General features: G+C 43.9%; 17 protein-coding genes and 1 pseudogene. 6 read left to right on the top strand and 12 right to left on the bottom strand.

Features of this window, described 5'->3' with window-relative positions; all coding sequences use genetic code 11:
• Positions 1–15: 15 nt before the first annotated feature.
• The 5 genes and pseudogenes from V513_RS00095 to V513_RS14030 all read right to left on the bottom strand — a co-directional run bounded on the left by V513_RS00095 (position 16) and on the right by V513_RS14030 (position 2,506).
• Positions 16–741, bottom strand: a complete 726-nt coding sequence (locus V513_RS00095; protein WP_099771176.1) for a hypothetical protein — start codon at positions 739–741, stop codon at positions 16–18.
• Positions 738–1,556 carry a patatin-like phospholipase family protein gene (locus tag V513_RS00090; protein ID WP_099771175.1) on the bottom strand — a complete coding sequence of 273 codons (819 nt, stop codon included), beginning with the start codon at positions 1,554–1,556 and terminating at the stop codon, positions 738–740. Before V513_RS00090 ends, V513_RS00095 begins: the two co-directional genes overlap by 4 nt.
• Positions 1,557–1,763, bottom strand: coding sequence for a hypothetical protein (locus V513_RS00085; protein ID WP_099771174.1), 207 nt, complete (start codon positions 1,761–1,763; stop codon positions 1,557–1,559).
• Positions 1,764–2,102 (bottom strand): FAD-dependent oxidoreductase, encoded by a 339-nt coding sequence (locus tag V513_RS00080; RefSeq protein WP_257211848.1) that lies wholly within the window; start codon positions 2,100–2,102, stop codon positions 1,764–1,766.
• Positions 2,103–2,156: 54 nt separating this feature from the next.
• Positions 2,157–2,506, bottom strand: a pseudogene (locus V513_RS14030) (hypothetical protein).
• Between the two features lie 162 nt (positions 2,507–2,668).
• Here V513_RS14030 and V513_RS00065 point away from each other — a divergent pair.
• Positions 2,669–3,046: a hypothetical protein gene (locus V513_RS00065; RefSeq protein ID WP_257211828.1), complete on the top strand. Its 378-nt coding sequence runs from the start codon at positions 2,669–2,671 to the stop codon at positions 3,044–3,046.
• A 3-nt stretch (positions 3,047–3,049) separates the two neighbouring features.
• Here the strand turns inward: V513_RS00065 and V513_RS00060 are convergent, their stop codons facing one another.
• A complete protein-coding gene (locus tag V513_RS00060; protein ID WP_099771299.1) occupies positions 3,050–3,694 on the bottom strand; it encodes an MgtC/SapB family protein in 645 nt (214 codons plus the stop codon).
• A gap of 244 nt (positions 3,695–3,938) precedes the next feature.
• Between V513_RS00060 and V513_RS00055 the strand changes: the two genes are divergently transcribed.
• The gene (locus V513_RS00055; protein WP_099771170.1) at positions 3,939–4,658 is read left to right on the top strand and encodes a sugar phosphate nucleotidyltransferase; all 720 of its coding nucleotides are present in this window, start codon (positions 3,939–3,941) and stop codon (positions 4,656–4,658) included.
• A 160-nt stretch (positions 4,659–4,818) separates the two neighbouring features.
• Here the strand turns inward: V513_RS00055 and V513_RS00050 are convergent, their stop codons facing one another.
• The 5 genes from V513_RS00050 to V513_RS00030 form a co-directional block, all read right to left on the bottom strand.
• Positions 4,819–5,328, bottom strand: a complete 510-nt coding sequence (locus V513_RS00050; protein WP_014731395.1) for a ferritin family protein — start codon at positions 5,326–5,328, stop codon at positions 4,819–4,821.
• A 91-nt stretch (positions 5,329–5,419) separates the two neighbouring features.
• A complete protein-coding gene (nifJ, locus tag V513_RS00045) occupies positions 5,420–8,950 on the bottom strand; it encodes a pyruvate:ferredoxin (flavodoxin) oxidoreductase (RefSeq protein WP_006488153.1) in 3,531 nt (1,176 codons plus the stop codon).
• Between the two features lie 400 nt (positions 8,951–9,350).
• Positions 9,351–10,358 (bottom strand): lipoate--protein ligase, encoded by a 1,008-nt coding sequence (locus V513_RS00040; RefSeq protein WP_099771298.1) that lies wholly within the window; start codon positions 10,356–10,358, stop codon positions 9,351–9,353.
• Positions 10,339–11,178: a M23 family metallopeptidase gene (locus V513_RS00035; RefSeq protein ID WP_099771169.1), complete on the bottom strand. Its 840-nt coding sequence runs from the start codon at positions 11,176–11,178 to the stop codon at positions 10,339–10,341. The genes V513_RS00040 and V513_RS00035 overlap by 20 nt, the downstream gene beginning before the upstream one ends.
• Before the next feature lie 217 nt (positions 11,179–11,395).
• Complete coding sequence (locus tag V513_RS00030; protein WP_099771168.1) at positions 11,396–11,716, bottom strand: hypothetical protein; 321 nt, start codon at positions 11,714–11,716, stop codon at positions 11,396–11,398.
• 89 nt (positions 11,717–11,805) lie between these two features.
• On the opposite strand from V513_RS00030, the gene V513_RS00025 reads away from it, so the two are divergent.
• Positions 11,806–13,671: a glycoside hydrolase family 127 protein gene (locus tag V513_RS00025; protein ID WP_099771167.1), complete on the top strand. Its 1,866-nt coding sequence runs from the start codon at positions 11,806–11,808 to the stop codon at positions 13,669–13,671.
• A gap of 142 nt (positions 13,672–13,813) precedes the next feature.
• Complete coding sequence (locus V513_RS00020) at positions 13,814–15,688, top strand: alpha/beta fold hydrolase (protein ID WP_099771166.1); 1,875 nt, start codon at positions 13,814–13,816, stop codon at positions 15,686–15,688.
• A 73-nt stretch (positions 15,689–15,761) separates the two neighbouring features.
• Here the strand turns inward: V513_RS00020 and V513_RS00015 are convergent, their stop codons facing one another.
• Positions 15,762–16,346 (bottom strand): DUF1349 domain-containing protein, encoded by a 585-nt coding sequence (locus tag V513_RS00015; protein WP_099771165.1) that lies wholly within the window; start codon positions 16,344–16,346, stop codon positions 15,762–15,764.
• Between the two features lie 359 nt (positions 16,347–16,705).
• On the opposite strand from V513_RS00015, the gene V513_RS00010 reads away from it, so the two are divergent.
• Positions 16,706–17,746: an ABC transporter permease gene (locus tag V513_RS00010; RefSeq protein WP_099771164.1), complete on the top strand. Its 1,041-nt coding sequence runs from the start codon at positions 16,706–16,708 to the stop codon at positions 17,744–17,746.
• A gap of 2 nt (positions 17,747–17,748) precedes the next feature.
• Positions 17,749–18,961 (top strand): ABC transporter permease (locus V513_RS00005; RefSeq protein WP_257211827.1); only part of this gene is annotated, 1,213 nt, incomplete at its 3' end.

The following is an 18,961-nucleotide window of genomic DNA, read 5'->3' as shown; positions in this document are numbered from 1 at the left end:
TATCATTCGCGCAAACTATACTGACCTTTTAACTCGATCTAGATAGTTAAACACATTGTCTGAATGAACTCTAGTCTTAACTCCGACTGAAACGCAACTGGAATTAGCGAGAATTATTTTTGCATAATTTAGTGATCGGATCTCCATGGCGCGGAAAACTACTTCTGAAGCTGTACTTGGTTTGTCAGTAGAAAGATCCCTTAGATTCAGAATTACAGTGTCACCTTCTGAAAGGAACGAAACAGGAATTTGGCTCAGATAAGTCGTAGTAACATAAACATCATTGTAAGGAGCGAAAAGTCCCGGGATGGAAATACAGGCGGCTGCAACTTCTCTCATATCGTCGCGGATGAGCTCAACCTTCCTAGTTTCAAGATTGAATACTTCAGCACTAAGCTCTGTCTTCCCTGCAATTCCATCGAGATAAGAATCCCTTGCAGCTATCCCGTAGATATGATTACTTTTGGACCAAATACGACAGTGGCGAATTCGTTCTAATTTGCCGCTCACTCTCTTTTTTGAAGAAAGCGCGCCACCATCCATCACTTCCAACGTGACGAAAAACTCATCCACAAACTTTGAAAGCCGATACAAGGCTTCCTTCTTACCCATGGCTCTCTCAACCGCTACATAATAGCCCGCCAGTCCGTTCAAAACCATTCTGCTTTCGCTCTCGAAATCTCCAAGGTACTCGATAGAGGCAAGTCCCTGGAAACCATAACCACCAACATGTATCTTCACTGGCTAACTCCAATTAGATCGAACTTCAATGTTTCTTCATAAGATTCATTCATGAGTTCAGTACAGGATGAGAAGTCAAGCAAACCAATATTTCTTTTGTTCAATGGTGAAATGACAACATCTGCAACAGCCAGTTCCTTCCGTTGAAACTCTTCGACTTTGTACCCATCGATTGTTTCCAGTATCGAATTTGAAGTATCGATCCCGACCTTTCTATTATTTGAAGAAAGATCCACGGCCACCACTAGAGTACAGCCCTCTTCCTTAGCTATGCTGACAGGAATATTATTCACAATCCCCCCATCGGCAAGAGAGAAGCCTTTGTGACTAAAAGGCGAGATAATTCCAGGAATCGCCATGGAAGCTCTAAGCGCTTCGAAAATACTTCCTTCTTCATGAACGAATAACTCACCTGAATCCATTATGGTTGAAACGCACTTGAAGGGAATTCTTGTGTCAGAGAATCTGTACCCTTTCAGACCCTTCTTGAGCGCGTTAAAGTACAATCCGAAAGGCAGCGCTCTAAAAGTGTTTATGTGAATACAAGTGGCTGCATTGAATAACAAGCCTCTATTTTCTCTTGCAGCTGAATTTGCAAAGCGAATTAGCTTCTTACTTTTTCTACAGATTTCAAGAGAGATCTCCCACAGCCTCTTTGAATCTGACAGTAAAGCGTACCCCGCCCCTACAAGCGCACCGGCACTAACCCCTATGATCAGATCCGGCACAAAACCCTTTTCTTCTAGCGCTCGAATAACTCCGACGTGAGCAAAACCTTTTGCCCCGCCTCCACCAAGAACTAGCGCCTTAATCATCTAAACACCTCGAAATAATGTCCCTGCGGTCGCTATTCTTATAGATGAAACGCTATCTGAAGAAATCTCTTCAGTAATAATCGTGAGGATCTGATTCTTAAGATCCCTGCTGGTTGCATGATTCTTCCTTTGACTGATTTCACCCGAGCACGCCACAACCGCAGTCTTTATCATAGTACCACTGATGACCACTCCTAGAGCTTTCATCTACTTACCTGTTAAACTGACATTTGACACAAGCAGCGAAATCTGTTTCATAAACCCTCCTGCGGAGATTAATTTTACCGGAATCGAGCGAAACGCGAGCACGACTCCAGCCTTTTTGAGTTTCTCCAGATAGATCATCTTCAAAATCTCCAAATCGAATGAATCCCTCAGAAGTCCACCACGCCTGTGCAGATCGAAGAGTACTTCTTCGAAAATATCCGAGACAAGGGACTCATTTCCAAGCCAGAATCTCATGAAGGGACTGCATAAACCGACGGTAGAAATAACGCCAACGGAGCCGTTCCTTTCAACAAGCATAACATCAAGCCCTCTTTTGATGCGGTAATAGCGGCATGGATTCCTGCTGTTCCTGCACCAACAGCGATCAGGTCTTTATCTAGAAATTTCAAGGCCATCACTCTCTCTGAAATCACTGTTCTTCTTCAATGTTTCCAGGCAATCATTGAATCTCTTGGTGATGAGCTGAGGTCTAGTGATTACACTCCCTAGACTAACTGAAGAAGCTCCTGCCTCAAACGCCATGATCATCCGGTTTGGCTCCCAGTAGTTCCCTTCGGCATCACCGGGAAGTCGAATTCTTTGACAAGCATAGTGACAAGGTCAATATCTGGCTTCAGTCTTTGTGAATTATCTGTGGTGTACCACGAAAGTGTAGTCGCAATATTCCCCGGCTTGAGCCTCGCAATCACGCGTACATTTTCCACACTAGAAATGTCTGCCATTATCAGTCTGTCCGGAAAACTTCTTCTCACTGTTTCGAAAATCATGATGAATAGGCTCTGGTCTATCTCTTAGAGTACAGTCAATCGCCGCGCCAACGGCTCCGGATTGGGACAAAGTACTACAATGGCAAGATCCTCTTTGAGCAAACAACGCGAATGGATATGAAGCCATTCGTATGGTCAAATGGCACTTCAACTCCCAACGGTGTGTTGACTGTTACCAACGGCGGGTTGGCAGGTCATTCTGGAAAGGACGTCAACCTGAAAAACATCACCGTTTCCTTCAAGTTCCCGGTAAACCCATCCGCTGTGATTCTCTACTACGGTGAATATGGAGGCAACATCAATGTGGAGATAAATGGCATTCTCGAAAATGTCCAGGACTTCTTAGACATCAACGGTAAGGTAATCGGCGGGGTCACCGTAAACCTAACAATCGTAAGCGGTCCTGGAGGAGTACTTAATCTCCAGGGAACGATTACATCTTTTTCGATAGGAGGTAAGGAACTCTGGATAGACCATATCTGTCGAAGAAAATAGAAGTCATCGAAGCTCTGCGCTCTTGACACCCTTCAGTGTGGAAAGACCCACCATAATGTTTTTTACCTTTAAGGCATCTCCTCTGCTTAACTCAATTAGAAGACTAAGGACTTCATCGTCCTCTTCAATTTCCATTGACTCAACCGTCAATCCATTGTCCTTGAACCATTCGGAGACCTTTGTAGACGTTTCCTGACTGTTTTCAGCAACTATCAAAACTCTGGGAAGATTTCTCCCTCCGATAAACAACTCAATCCTTTTAAGGAAAAGAACTATAAGCAACGCGAAGGCCGTCACTACTGTTGAGAGCAAGTATTCCCCGCTGCCGAAACCCATCCCGACAGCAGCCGTTACCCAGAGTGTCGCGGCCGTGGTCAAGCCTTTGACTGAAAAACCTTTCTTGAGAATTGTTCCAGCTCCAAGGAATCCTATGCCCGAGACAATCTGTGCCGCTACTCTTCCCGGATCACCATGCTCGGCGGTGACAAACACAGTTGTTGAGAGGACAGTTATAAAGGCGGCTCCAACACATATCAAAGAGTGAGTTCTGAGACCGGCAGGTTTATAGATCCTTTCCCTTGTGGCACCTATAAGCGCTCCTGCAACGAGAGCACAAAACAATCTTAAGGACAAATCCAGATACTCCACCAAACCTCAACCTCCCTTAAGTTAAGATTATAACCTTTCCTAATTAGTAATGGGTCGCCTAAGTCCGCCACTTTTTTCAGTGATGTCATCATTGAATTAATAGAATCTCTTTCATAGAATTAATGCAAGGCCGACTCAAAGAGAATTCTAGACATAACACATGGCAAAACCCTTACAAAGAAAAAGGACGCAAATATTCATCACAAGATGGAAGTGTTATCATAATTAGGAAGGAGGGATTATAGTGTTAGTTCCCGTGATTCTCGCCGCCGGAAAAGGCAAGAGATTGAAGTCTGAGGTTCCCAAGCCATTAGTAAAAATAAAGGGAAAACCCATGATAATTCACGTCTTGAACAAGGTTTCGGCTTTTTGTGAAAGCAAATGCTCAATTGTTGTAATTAATCCGGACTTTGAAAAGGAATTCAGAGAAGTGCTCGATGAAAATACTCTTTTAGCTTATCAGAACTCACCCAAAGGAACCGCCGACGCTTTGAAGAGGAGCCTTCACCTGATCCCAGACAACTCAGACATTCTAGTGATGTACTCTGATCTTGTTCTTATCGCAAAGGGATCTTTGAAATCTCTGGTAGAGCTTCACAGGAACGGTGACTGTGATATTACTTTTCTCTCTGGAATCACCCAGGAAAAGTTTCCCTATGCACTGGTCGAGAGAAATGAAAATGGTAAAGTCGTCTCCTTCGAAGAAAGAAAGATCCCTGACTTCCCACCTCCCTGGGAGTTTTACATCGGTCCGATAATCATCAAAAAAGAGATTGTTCAGGAGTACATCGGTCAGCTTGTGCCAAACAAGGAGACTGGAGAAATTTACATTGCAGATATTGTTGCTTTGGCATTGTCGGACAACAAGTCTGTATGCGGATTTTCAACAAGCGACAAAGAGGAATTTCTGGGGGTCAACACTCCTGAGGATCTTCAAACAGCTGAAAAACTTCTTACAGACTGAACCTTTTTCTCGGGTATCAAGTCTGATTATCAGAGACCAGAGAAACCACAGGCACAACCCCTTTAAAATGTAAGACAAACGAAGGCGACATGGATTACCCCTGAGTTAAGGAGACCGGGACGATGTCCCGGTCTTTCCTTATATTTGAAGTAAAACCAAATCAGTACTTGTCTAGGTCCGTAAACTTATCCCATTCTTCCAAATGGCTGAATTCAGGGGATTCGGTCCAATCGAGGCCCTTTCTAACAAAATCCATGAGATTCTCTAGAATTATCTGGTGTTTGTTTTCCTCCGCAGCCAGCTTCAATAATATCTCTTTTTCGGATGGTTCACTTGTTTGCTTTGCCTGATCAAGATAAAGCTTAACACTTTCTTTTTCCATTTCAACTGCGTGCTCATAAGCTTCAAGATTCGTAGCATCAATCTCAAAGCATTTCTTATCAATGAGCATTTCGGAAAACATATTTCTAGTGGTCTTGAAAGTATATGTGCCTTTGTACTTGTAATTCTTGTCTTTGAATCCACTTATGATCTCATAATGCCTCTGTTCATCATTTGCGAGCATTTCAAACAATTTCTTAAGCTGAATGTCCTCCGAACACTGGGCCTGTTTAGTGTAGTAAGCCTTACCGTCTTTTTCTAGTTTCAATGCATAATCAATTGCGTTCATTTGAAACCTCCTTCAGTAAATCTGAGCACACATGGCTAGTGCGTTTTGCAAGAAACGGGTGGCTTATCACCACCCGCCCATTTAGAATCCTCTATTCAGAGGCAAGCTTTCTATAAATCTCGTATCTCTCCTTAGCATCACTTTCGGCCTTTTTGAACAACTCATCGGCGATGTCCGGGAAGGTTGATTTCAGAGCGCTGTATCTAACCTCGCTCATCAAGAAATCGATAAATGATTCTTTCGGTTCCTTTGAATCGAGAATGAAGGGATTCTTGCCCTGTTCTTTCAAGAGAGGATTGTATCTGTAAAGATGCCAGTAACCTGAAGCTACCGCTCTCTTCTCCTGCTCTTGAGTCTTACCCATTCCAATCTTGATACCGTGGTTTATACAGGGAGAATATGCAATGATCAGAGATGGCCCAGGATATTTCTCAGCTTCTATAATGGCCTTGACAACTTGATTCTTGTCTGCACCCATAGCAACTTGTGCTACATAGATGTATCCATAGGTCATTGCCATTCTACCAAGATCCTTCTTCTTAGTCTTCTTTCCCGAAGCAGCAAACTTCGCTACCGCACCTGTCGGAGTGGACTTCGAAGACTGACCACCGGTATTGGAGTAGACTTCGGTATCAAAGAGGAGAACGTTTACATCCTCTCCGGACGCAAGTACGTGATCGAGACCGCCGTAACCTATGTCGTAGCCCCATCCATCTCCACCAAAGATCCATACAGATTTCTTAATCAAGAGATCCTTTCTCTCCTCAATTTCCTTCAAGAGCGTACTTGCCCTTTCATTTTTACAACCCTTTGAAATTGCATTGAGGATGCCCATTGTGGCCGCCTTTGAAGCCTTAGCATCATCCTTACCTTTCAGCCAGGCCTCGAATGGTTCCTTCATATCTTCCGGAATGTCTTGTTCTAAGAGCTCTTCCATAATCTTTGCAAGCTTGTTTCTACCGTGGTTGACTGCCATAGCCATACCGAATCCGTACTCAGCGTTGTCTTCAAACAGTGAATTCGCCCATGCAGGTCCCTTGCCTTCGCCGTTCATACAATAAGGAGTCGAAGGAGCCGAGGCTCCCCAGATAGAAGAACATCCCGTCGCGTTGGCTATAAGCATTCTGTCACCGAAGAGTTGTGTTACTAACTGTGCATAAGGGGTCTCGCCACATCCCGCACATGCCCCGGAAAATTCCAGGAGAGGTTTGGAGAATTGACTACCCTTCAATGTTTCGACGTTCATGACATCCTTTTTCTCAGAAATGGTAGTAGAGAATTCCCAATTTGGGACCTCTTTCTCAACCTGCGATTCAAGTGGTTTCATTAAGAGAGCATTTTTCGGAGCCGGACAAATATCTGCGCAGTTTCCACAACCTGTACAGTCAAGAGGGGAAACCTGAATCCTGTACTTCAGTCCTTCGAAAGACTTCCCTCCGAGTGCTTTAATTGATTCAAAGGCAACGGGAGCCTTCTTTTCTTCTTCTTCGTTTATGAGGAAGGGCCTGATCGCTGCGTGTGGACAGACAAGAGAACACTGATTGCACTGAATGCAGTTGTCGGGCTGCCATTCAGGTATCAGTACAGCAATACCGCGTTTTTCGAATGCAGCCGTTCCATTGGGAAATTCTCCGTTCTCCCTTCCCAAGAAAGCAGAAACAGGAAGTTTGTCTCCCTGCTGTCTGTTCATAACATCTGCAACTTTCCTCACAAATTCAGGTCTTTCGGAGTCTTCTTCCTTTTTCTCATCTTGTGCCTTTGCCCATGATTCCGGAATATCTATTTTCTTCAACGCATCTATTCCACTATCAACTGCTTTGTAGTTCATCTGTACCACTTTTTCGCCTTTGGTACCATAAGACTTGACTATTGCTTCTTTCAGATACTTGATAGCTTCTTCTATAGGTATTACATTAGCCAGCTTGAAGAAGGCAGATTGCATTATCGTATTGATTCTCGTTCCAAGACCGATCTCCATGGCAATTTTCGTGGCATCGATCGTGTAGAAATTAATATTGTTGTCTGCAAGGTACTTTTTCATGTTACCGGGAAGATTCCTGTCAAGCTCTTCAGAATCCCAGCTGGTGTTAAGGACAAACGTTCCACCCTTCTTAAGTCCTTCCAACAACTCGTACTGATTCACATATGACTGCTTGTGGCAGGCAACATAATCGGCTTCATCGATCAGGTAGGTCGACTTTATCGGCTTCTTGCCGAATCTAAGATGCGATATGGTTACTCCACCGGACTTCTTTGAATCATAAGCGAAATATCCCTGGGCATACATGTCGGTGTGATCACCGATTATCTTTATCGCGTCCTTGTTAGCTCCCACCGTACCGTCGGAACCAAGTCCCCAGAACTTGCAACGAATAGTACCTTCTGGAGCGGTATTGATCTTCTCCTTTATCTCGAGAGAAGTATTGGTGACATCATCGACTATACCTATCGTAAAGTGGTCCTTTGGTGTCGAAAGCTTAAGATTGTCATAGACAGCTTTAATCTGAGAAGGTGTGGTATCCTTTGAACCCAGTCCGTATCTGCCGCCATAGACTTCTGGAGCATTCTTATCCCCATAGAAGAGAGTCTTCACATCTTCGTATAGAGGTTCCCCAAGAGAGCCCGGCTCTTTTGTTCTGTCTAGAGTAGAAATCCTCTTGACTGAATTTGGAAGAACCTCAAAGAAGTGTTTTGCAGAGAATGGTCTGTAGAGGTGTACCTTTATTACACCGACCTTCTCACCCTTTTTCATTAGGTAGTCGACTGTCTCCTCGATTGTATCGGTAACTGAACCCATCGCGACAATTACGTGTTCCGCTTCTGGATCACCATAGTAGACGAAAGGCTTGTACTCCCTGCCTGTTATCTTCGAAATCTCCTTCATGTAATCGGCTACGATTTCTGGAACTGCATCATAGAATCTGTTCGAAGCTTCCTTCGCCTGGAAGAAGATATCGGGATTCTGGGCCGTTCCCATTGTTTTGGGATGCTCTGGATTGAGGGCCCTGTCTCTGAATTCCTTAAGCGCCTTATAATCGACAAGTTCTTTGAGATCATCATAGTCCATAACTTCGATCTTCTGAATTTCGCTCGAAGTTCTGAATCCATCGAAGAAATGAAGGAATGGGATTCTGGATTTGATTGCCGACAGGTGAGCAACGGATCCGAGATCCATTACTTCCTGGACACTTCCAGAAGCAAGCAACGCAAATCCCGTCTGTCTTGTCGCCATCACATCTGAATGGTCACCAAAAATCGAAAGGGCGTGAGCCGCTATAGCCCTTGCGCTGACGTGAAAAACCCCTGGCAAAAGCTCTCCTGCAATTTTATACATGTTGGGAATCATCAGCAACAACCCCTGTGATGCAGTAAATGTAGTTGTTAGGGCCCCTGCTACAAGTGATCCGTGGACCGCTCCGGCTGCTCCGCCTTCCGATTGCATTTCTATTACATCAACTGGTCGCCCGAAAATGTTTTTCCTTCCATTTGCCGCCCAAGCGTCTGCAAGCTCGGCCATGGATGATGAAGGAGTAATGGGATAAATCGCCGCAACCTCCGTGAATGCGTAAGCAACATGGGCGGCAGCAGTATTACCGTCCATAGTTTTCATTACTCGTGCCATTCTAAACCTCCTGTAGTCCTCGAATTATTTTTGATCTATCTAGTAAAACATAGAAAAAGAGGAAATTTTGCTTGTCATCAGTTACATTATAGAACATCTTTTCCCTGCTTTCACAGAGATTTCTCTCAGTTCGCAAAAATGAAAACGATTATTATCGGCTTATGAAGATTTTTCAGATTATTGCTGCTGGCAGTCAATAGTAAATGAGTTGAATAGATCATTTGAAGTCATCTATCTCGAACAAAATACTTATTTTTCTTCGCACTGGGTTATAAAACCCACGTGCAGAAAACCGACCGATTCTAATAGTTTGCAGTGTTCTAGAACACAAATTTGGTCATAAATAGACTCCAGATGATTATTTTGATCGGATGAGATATGTGGTCTCTAAGCTGACGGATTAAATGAAGTCAGTTATCCCAAGCCAGTTAATGATGTCATCCCGTTCGATGTATCTAGGAAGGTTGTTAAGAGCTTTTAAAATACTTGATCTGGAGAATTCAATATTCTTAAGCCCACGTCTCAGTTCCTCAATGAAATCTACATCCATTGAATCAGAATATACTGTCACATCCACGATTTTTCCCTTTCTGGATGTAAACAGGAGTTCAATACCTCCCCACTGAAACCTTTTGCTTGCTCTGAAATTGAATTCAGGATTTCTCCCCAAAAGCCATTCCTTTGAAGAATATTTCTCATAAAGGTCTCCAATATCTTCCGACTCAATTACCCTTTCAAAGTCTAGAACACTGACTATCTGGCCGTACTCCTCAATGAAACCTCTATACATTGCCTTTTTCATTGTGTCAATGGTTAAATCCGGTTTCATTTCCTTGAGATTGACAACTCTCGACACAACTGATTTAACTCCCTTGGATTCGATCTTTTCCTTTGAGACATTTAGATATTCGGAAAGCTTTCCGGTGTCTACGTCTATCAAAATTGTTCCATGGTGATAGGAGGCAAATTGCCCATGATAGAAAGCATTTCCTGAGAACTTCTTTCCGCCCGCCAAAATATCGTTTCTACCACTGAAATGTGCTTCAATTCCTAGTTCCTTTACAGCATCTACAATTACAGAAAGTTGCCTGTGGAGGTTGTATTCCTTTCTCGGCATGAGAAACGTAAAGTTGAGGTTTCCAAGATCATGATAGACAGCCCCACCGCCAGACAATCTTCTTGCCAGTCTCCCACCATCCCTTTCAAGATTGTCGAGTCTGCATTCCTGCCACGCATTCTGATTTCTGCCGATTACCACCGTATTTTCGTTCTGCCACAGATACAGCACGCTGCTGTCGCGGGCGTACGAATTCAAAAGGTACTCTTCAATGGCAAGATTCAACCAGGGATCAAAAGAGTTTGATTCAACGTATACTGTGTTTGTAATTCTATCTACCCCCAACGCCAAGGCTATCTGCTTCTCTTCTAACATACATGTAGTTTATACCTGTAAGATAACTTCTTGGATTCCTGCATTGATCATTGGAATCGATAATCTCGAAATGCAGATGAGGTCCCGTAGCTCTCCCGGTTTCTCCCACTCTACCGATTAACTCTCCCCTCAGCACTCTCTGACCAACATATACACTGATATGATTCAGGTGTGAATATCTTGTTTTGCTGCCGTCATAATGTTGGATTATTATGTTCAGTCCATACCCACCGCTTTCCTGCGCCTCCATTACCATTCCATCCTTGGAGGCAAAAACGGGCGCATCTTTTTGAACTGCAATATCTATTCCGGAATGAAAGGTAGAAACTCCGGTAAAGGGATCCTTTCGCCAACCAAATTCCGAAGAGATCTTTCCATATACCGGCCAGGTAAACTGCGTACCAGGATTAATACTTCCGCAGACATTTATTGATTCAAGCGGGATAAACAGCCTTTGCCCGGGATAGATTACCGAGGTACATTTCAAATCATTTGCAGCCATGATTTCTTCGGCAAGAGCAAAGAAAAGCTTCGCGATGAAGTCGATTGAATCACCATACTGAACTTCATAAAAGAAACCGTCTCCAGTTGGAAGATTTATGAATTCCCCAGGTTCAAGCTGACGAGGATTGGCGATGCAATTCAGGTCGAGCACTGTACTGATTCTCAGATTATAGTCTCTGATGATGTTGAACAGTCTATCGCCCGGCCTAACCAGGTATCTTATAGAACCTACTCCGCAAGCGTTCGCAAAAATAAACAAAACATAAAGAATCAAAGCAAACTTGGCTTTCATGAGAACCCCCAAACCGTATTTTTGTCCGCAACTAAGAAATCAATTAATATAAGATGTTGTAATAATCTTAATAATATCACAGTGTGTATCGTCAGAAGAAGCTGCAAAGGAACCCCTTTCATTTGGAGAAATATCGATCACTTCTGACCAACATAAAACTTAAGACATTTGGATCTTCTTAATGGCTCAAGTTAGGATGAGACCTAATTCAAGAGAGTCATTCAATCTCCTCAATAAATGGAATGTCTCCAAGGTAATCCCCCGTTTTTTCCAACCCGTCGACTCTTATGAAAACTCCCTTGTCAGTTTCAATCTTTCTAAGTTGCTCTCCTCTCTTCCAGTTTCCCTTCGCGTCTTTTGTTATAAGGCAAAACACAAATACGTCGCACTTATCGATTATTTCTTCTCGCGTCCATTCTTCCCCATAGTCGTGAGACTCTCCAATATTCGGGTGAATCAGCGCTGCCTCAAGTAACCATGTACCATTTCTATCTGAATAGCTCGCAGCTGAAACCCAGTAGTCTATTTTCTCGAACATGGCAAAATACCTCCTTATCTAAGGATACAAAAGTGTGACCGTTTTCTGCTACTCTTGACAAGAGAGGATCTTCTTTGGAGGTGAGAACAGTGACATTCGTGAATGACACGTCACGGTCACCAAGAGCGCAAGTAAGGCCCCTGGCTATCGAGAAAGTGGAACTACAGGGGTTTGTCGGAAGATATCAGGGACTCATGAAGTCTACCAGTTTGCCTATGCAATACGAGTATCTGGAGTCAACTGGAAGAATAGACAACTTTCGAAAGGCAGCAGGGAGTATGGAAGGGAGCTTCACCGGCTGGTTTTTCAATGATTCCGATGTTTATAAGTGGATAGAGGCGGCGTCTTACTCTCTTTCATATAACGAGGACCCCGAAATTCGTGCCAGAATTGAGTCTTTGATAACTCTTATAGAAAAGGCACAGGATATAAGCGGTGACGGTTATATCAACACTTACTTTGTTGGCCAGAAGGCGGCGGAAAGATGGAAAGATTTGAAGAACATGCACGAACTCTACTGTGCGGGCCATCTTATCCAGGCAGGTATAGCCAACAAGAGAGCCTCTGGTGACGAGACGCTGTTCAAGGTTTGCGTAAGTGCTGCCGACAATATTCTTGACAGCTTTAGAGATGACGACTGCAAAGTGACCACAGGCCATCCTGAGTTAGAGATGGCAATGATCGAACTACACAGAGAAACAGGCAATCGCGACTATTTGAAATTTGCTCAGAAGCTTATCGACAATCGCGGTAGAGGTTATGTTGGTGGCGATGAGTATCACATAGATCATGTACCGTTCAGAGAACTAAAAGAGCTTACCGGTCATGCGGTTAGGATGCTGTACTTACTGGCGGGCGCGGCAGACGTATTTCTTGAAACTGGAGACGAGACCCTGCTGGCAGTCCTTGAAAGACTCTGGATCGATCTCACAGCAAGGAAGATGTACGTTACTGGTGGCGCCGGCTCAAGATACGAGGGAGAATCCTTTGGAGAAGAGTTCGAATTACCCAGCAGAAGAGCTTATGCGGAAACATGTGCTGCAGTTGGAAATGTCTTCTGGAACTGGCGCATGTATATGATATCTGGTGATGCCAAATACCTGGACCTATTCGAGCAGTCTTTCTATAATGGAGTGTTGTCGGGAATTTCGCTTGACGGTAAACGCTACTTCTATGTCAATCCTCTGGAAGACGCAGGTAAACGCGAGCGAGAGGAATGGTTTGAATGCGCGTGCTGTCCTTCAAACATCGCTAGATTGCTGACCTCTTTCGGAGGTTATATCTATGGAACAACTCTGAACGAAATCAGGGTCAATTTCTACGAAGAGAGCAAAGCTACAATTCCTTTTAGAGACGGAGAAGTCTCCATTATTCAGAAAACTTCTTATCCACACTCTGAAGAGGTGCAGTTAACTATTGCTACTGATCTGGATACTGAGCTCTCTATTCTCCTAAGAATTCCTGAATGGACCGAAGGAGAATTCGAAGTGCAGGTCGATGGCGTAAAACAAAAACTCCGTCCAGAGAAGGGATTTGTGCGGCTGGAAGGCAACTGGAAGGGAAAGACTGAAGTATATCTGGCCCTTCCGATGCGCATTCGATTGATGACCGCCAACCCTCTTCTTAGGGAAAACACCGACAAAGTCTCGGTCCAAAGGGGGCCTCTCGTTTACTGTGCAGAAGGTGTTGACAACCCGGATTTCGATGTAAGAACCTTGTCAGTACCTTCAAGAAAGAACTTCGAAGTCACACAGAGTGATGCACTGCCAGGAAACCCAGTAATTCTTAGTGGGAAGGGAGTCGCCTTTGATCTGGATGGATGGGAAAAGAAGCTATACAACCCCCTTGGATCAGTGAAGAACAAGGGCAACAATGTTAGATTTTCTCTTGTTCCATACTACGCCTGGAATAACAGGGGAAAATCGACAATGTGTGTATGGTTGCATGTTCACTAGGGAAAGCTCCGCCTATTATTCTTTGGGAACTCAATGCTGTGAATTCAAGCAACCAATAAGATCCATAGACGGACTTTTCGAAATCGCGAGTTCATTAAAAGGAGCGTTCTTACATCTGTTTTGTGGCAGGAGAGTGTCTTATTTGCGTACTTTCTTTGTGATCATAATATTAGCTTTTTCAGCGATCTGTCTAGCTTATGAAGGGCAGATTCTATTTAGCGGAAACGAAATCCATTATGAAGTCGAAGAAGCCGATGGAGAAGTGGTTATCCTGATAGGCGACGGTCCAGGCTTCAGCAGTTCTTACATGAAAGGAATACTCAGTGGAAGGAAGACTTTGAGATACGATCAGCTTGAAAGTGGGAGTTCAAAGAATCACTCGGATATAGCTATTGATTTTCAATACTTTGTTGCTGAACTCGCTTCGCTTATCTTTTCGCTCGAAATAGACTCTTTTCATCTTCTTGGCCATGGATTTGGATCAGCAATCGCCGTTGGATTTGCCCTTACAAATCCCGAAGGACTGCTCAGTCTCGTAATGATAAATCCAAGATTGAACCTCCCTGCAATCGATTCCGCATTATTCGATCTAGCCGATGGTGAATCGTCTCAGAGTTTCGACAAGTTCCATTATTTGTTTGGGGATGGTCCCACATCTGAACTGAAGCCGGTACTTTCCAGAGATATTATAAACGAGGAAATCTATAACCTGTTTTGGGGAGAAACCCCTACCTTCATAAGTGGAATTCTTAGAGGACATGATTTTTCCTCAGGACTTTTAGACATTAACGTACCGATTCTTATCTGCTCTGGATTAAACAGCTTTCCCGGCGTCAAGAATCTCTTAACGTTTCAAGAGGGGTCTCCAAATATCGAATTTGTAACCTTCATGAACAGCGGACATCTACCTATGCTTGAAGAGAAGAAAGCCTTCAAAACCATTGTGGAAGATTTCCTTCAAAGAGCCGAAGAAAACTTTAGTCATCAAGGACAACAGGAAATGAATTTTGATGACATGTCGGAAGTTCCAGGAGATATGGTATTCGGGTGGGAAGATCTTGGAAAAGTTCACGAACTTCACGTTGGAGATGATTTTTCCGTGAAGCTTCCTTCAAATCGAGGTGCAGGATACTTCTGGAAAGTCAAGAGTTTTGACGAAAACTCCATAAGACCGATTTCGGATCCATACTACGAAGAGTTTAAGGAATCAGGCGGTGGACGCGACGTCTTCGATTTCCGGGTAGTTGGATCTGGGAAGTCTTCCATTGAGTTTTCCTTTGGTTCATTGTGGGAGGAAACTTCAATAAGGACCTCTTCATTTTCTATTAATGTAGAAAAGCCCAACATAGATCCGGTAATTATTGATTCTTCAGATGCAGGAAAAACTGTTGTAGTCGGTCTCAATGAACCGATAGAGGTTATTCTCGATTCCCCTATTGATTCCGGATTAAGATGGCGTATCTCTGCCACCACTCCTGAAGTACTCCGACAGCCAAGAGAAAATGAAGTGAAAATTACGGAACCATCACTGTATTCAGCCGGGAAAGTTGAACAGACCTACTACTTTGAGGGTATGAATTACGGGCAGGCTAGACTTAGGTTTGATTATGGCAGTCTGTGGGAAGATGTCGCTCCCGAGAGAACCTTTGAGGCTACAATAGTCGTTGCAGAACCCGTTAGGGAATATGTTTTTATTCAGGATTCCGACTATGGAAGAACGATTTCAATAAGGATCGATCAAACGGTTTTGGTTAGATTGAAGAAAGGCAACGAAGAAGATTGCGAATGGCAACTTTCTTCATATTCGGCAGTAGAACCTGTTGGTGACATCACTGAAGTAGAGTATATGGGTGTAAGGTATTCAGTGTTTCGATTAAAACCCACAGACTCAGGAGATTCTATGCTTGAATTTCTCTATTTTGAAGGCGAAAAAAGAAGGGAACAGGTTGATGCCTTCAAAATAGGCTTGGTAATAACTGAAGAATCTGGTCAAGAAATGTCGCCCGATCAAAAATAGATGACCACACTTCCGGCGGAGAAGGCTAAATTACCGGATCAATCTCGGATCTCCTTGATATCCTTCGAGAGGGCTATCTGCAGTTCAAAGAGATTTCATCGAAGACTACTCTGTAGCCACTTCCTCTTGGACTACAGCAATAAGCCCCCACCATAACCGGAAGTTTGCAGTCGTCTTCTATTAGTCTTGCCAGCCGGAGTTGAACCCACTCATCCTGCCAAGCAAAAACTGAGTAGTCAGACCCCTTTCTGTCGACTTTAACTCTTAGGCTCCTTGTTTCGCAAGATACATCTTGAGTCGACCAGTCTGAATAGCCAGAGTTAGTAACAACGGCACCTAGTTTGGATGGGGCACTTCCTTCAAACTCAATAGAGCTCTTCAACCAGCAGGAAGGTGAGACCCTTACCATGACTCCGGCCTGATCGTATTGATTGACCGGAAAGAACTTCGCGCCAAGGACAAACGAGAAATCTTCCATTAATGGAACAAAAAGAAAATGGCCGTTGTCGCTTCTAAATCCGTAATGCGTTCTCTGCCAGAAATCGGTAGATTCTTCTGATTCCACTATCAGGTTACCATCCTGCAATTCCCACCGCTTCGGCTCATTCAGCCATGTGAAATGCTTAATTGTTCCCTCGCCAAATGAAGAAAGCTGCATGACTTTTCCTCCCTTAGTCTCTTGAACTATACCGTGCAACACAACTGATTATTTAACAGTGAGTATATAATTGTTATATACCGTAATCCATCATATCTGTTTGCATTTGTCGGCAGAACGATTTGTCATCATTGTTTATGTTGTGTTGTGGGTGTGATTTACCTCTGATCATTGTGTTTTCAATCGATTCACAACACCAATGAATTTTTCTCTTAAGGCGAGATCTTTTCGGCCATGAAAGCACCTAAACGTAATAAGGATAACATGTTCTTTCTACTCGTCATTTGTTTTTGAGAAATACACGTTCTTGAATCCCAATAGAGATCGAACAGAATTTTGCTTGTTGATCGAGGTGAATTATGTACTGGAAGTATGCAATTAAGAGAGTGCTCTATGGGATACTTATGTACGCGATCTTGGTTTTCATTTTCTCTGCTCTGTTCAATACGGTAATGGAACAGACCCTAAGAGCGCAAATTGAAGAACAGATCAGAGGAGAGACTATGCGCATGACCAGTCTGAACGAGAGTCAGCTGGAAGACTACGTTGTTAATCGAAGAAACGATCTGTACTCACTGTACCGCCTAACAAGACCGGTAGCTGAAAGAATTCTCTGGCGAACCTGGGACACCCTCACTTTGAATCTTGGTAATTCAACAATCATTAGATCCTCCAATGGAAGCAGAAGCGTATGGGATGTCGTTTCAGAAGCTATACCGAAGACCATTCTTCTCTTCTCTGTTGCAATGTTGGTGGACATTGTTCTCGGCCTTCTTCTGGGACTGAAAAAGGCACAAAAGGCCGGAGGATTACTGGACAAAAGCACTTCAGTTGGAACCATGGTGGTCTTCGGTATGCCGTCGTGGTGGCTGGGAATGATTATGATCATGTTCTTCGCCTATGGAGTAAAGATCTTTCCCTCCGGTGGACTACACTCGACTCCTCCACCAGAGGGAATTTCGTACTTCTTCGATCTCCTGTACCACCTCGCGCTCCCAGTACTTACGCTTGTTGTTATCGGTTTCTGGGGAAGGGCCTTTCTTACCAGAAACATCGTTCTCGGAGTACTTCAGGAAGACTATATAATGGCAGCAAGAGCAAGAGGCATCCCTGAAAGGAAGGTTCTCTACGGACATACTATGAGAACTTCTGCACCGCCGATTGTTACAATGTCTCTGCTAGCATTGCTGGCTTCTGTTGGAGGAAACATTGTCTACGAGGGAATTTTCTCCTGGCCAGGAATGGGAAACCTTTACTGGATAGCTTTGCAGCAGAATGATGTTCCAGTTCTTATGGGAAACCTCGCGATAACTACCGGCTTATATATCTGTGGTCTCGTCCTTCTAGATCTCATTTATGGCCTACTTGATCCGAGAATCAAGGTAGGTGGTAAACAATGACTATGAGTGATTTAAGAAGATCGGCAAGCGATTTCTGGAAGGAATTCAGAAAGGTTAGGTCGGGAATGATTGGTCTCATATTTCTCGTAGTATTTATCTGCATCCTAATCTTTGAACCGATCATCGTACCATATCCCGAAGTCAACGAGAAGTGGAGAGATATTACCTATTGGCAGGATCTTCCTTCCAGTGCACCTCCTTCGTGGATCAATCTTTTTACCTCAAAGAAGCGCGCGATATCGGAGACTATCGAGAAATATACCTTCTCTGAAACCCTTGCCGGTGCAATGAGAATACAGGAGTATGTTTTTGAATATGATTACTCCGCGTCTGTTGCTCCCTCGGATGTCGTCTTTCATGCTTCTGGAGTTGGCAAGCCAACTGTGGTTATCTCTATCGAAAGACCTGACGGCCTTTCAGTTGATCTGTACAGAAAACAGCTTGAAACCTCTCCAAGTCAAGATGCCAGGGTCTCAATCGATAGATCGGCCCAAACATCGGCGATGAATTTCGGCAAGAAATACTCCCCTTCTGAAGGAGTCCCTCTCCAAACAATCAAGACTACCGATGTGTTGTTCTCGAAAGCCCAGGAGGGAATATTCAGAAATCCTGAGCCGCTCGTTGGAACATACAGACTCAAAGTAACACTTCTACTGCAAAAGCCAGACGAGAGGATCGACAATGTCTTTATCAGCATTGCGGGCAGAGTGCATGGAATTCTGGGAACGGACAACTCGAAGAGAGATATCTGGAGTGGAGTAATAGCTGGAGTGAAATGGGCCATGCTGATCGGGCTCCTTACGGCTCTTGTTTCGGTTTCCATAGGTGTCGTTTACGGTGTCATCAGTGCTTATGTTGGAGGCTGGAAGGATTCTTTAATGCAACGTATATTCGAGATATTCATAAGCGTTCCCATGCTTCCCGTACTCATTGTAATGAGCGCTGTCTTTAAGCCAAATATCTGGGTGATGATTGGAATAATGTGCATCTTCTACTGGGTAGGACCGGTGAAGACCGTCAGGAGCATGGGACTCCAGATCAAGGAAGAGACTTATATTGAGGCCTCCAGGGCTCTTGGAGCCTCCAATACGAGAATAATCTTCAAACATATGGTTCCTCTGCTTATCCCCTACGCCTTCGCTTCAATGGCCCTCAACGTACCGGGCGCAATTGTCGTAGAAGCCACGATAAGTCTTTTGGGCCTTGGAGATGCGA

Origin of the sequence: Mesotoga sp. H07.pep.5.3, assembly GCF_002752615.1 — a bacterium.
GTDB classification, from domain to species: domain Bacteria; phylum Thermotogota; class Thermotogae; order Petrotogales; family Kosmotogaceae; genus Mesotoga; species Mesotoga prima.
Note: the sequence above shows the minus strand (reverse complement) of the source record. Positions and strands in the feature narration are given on the sequence as shown.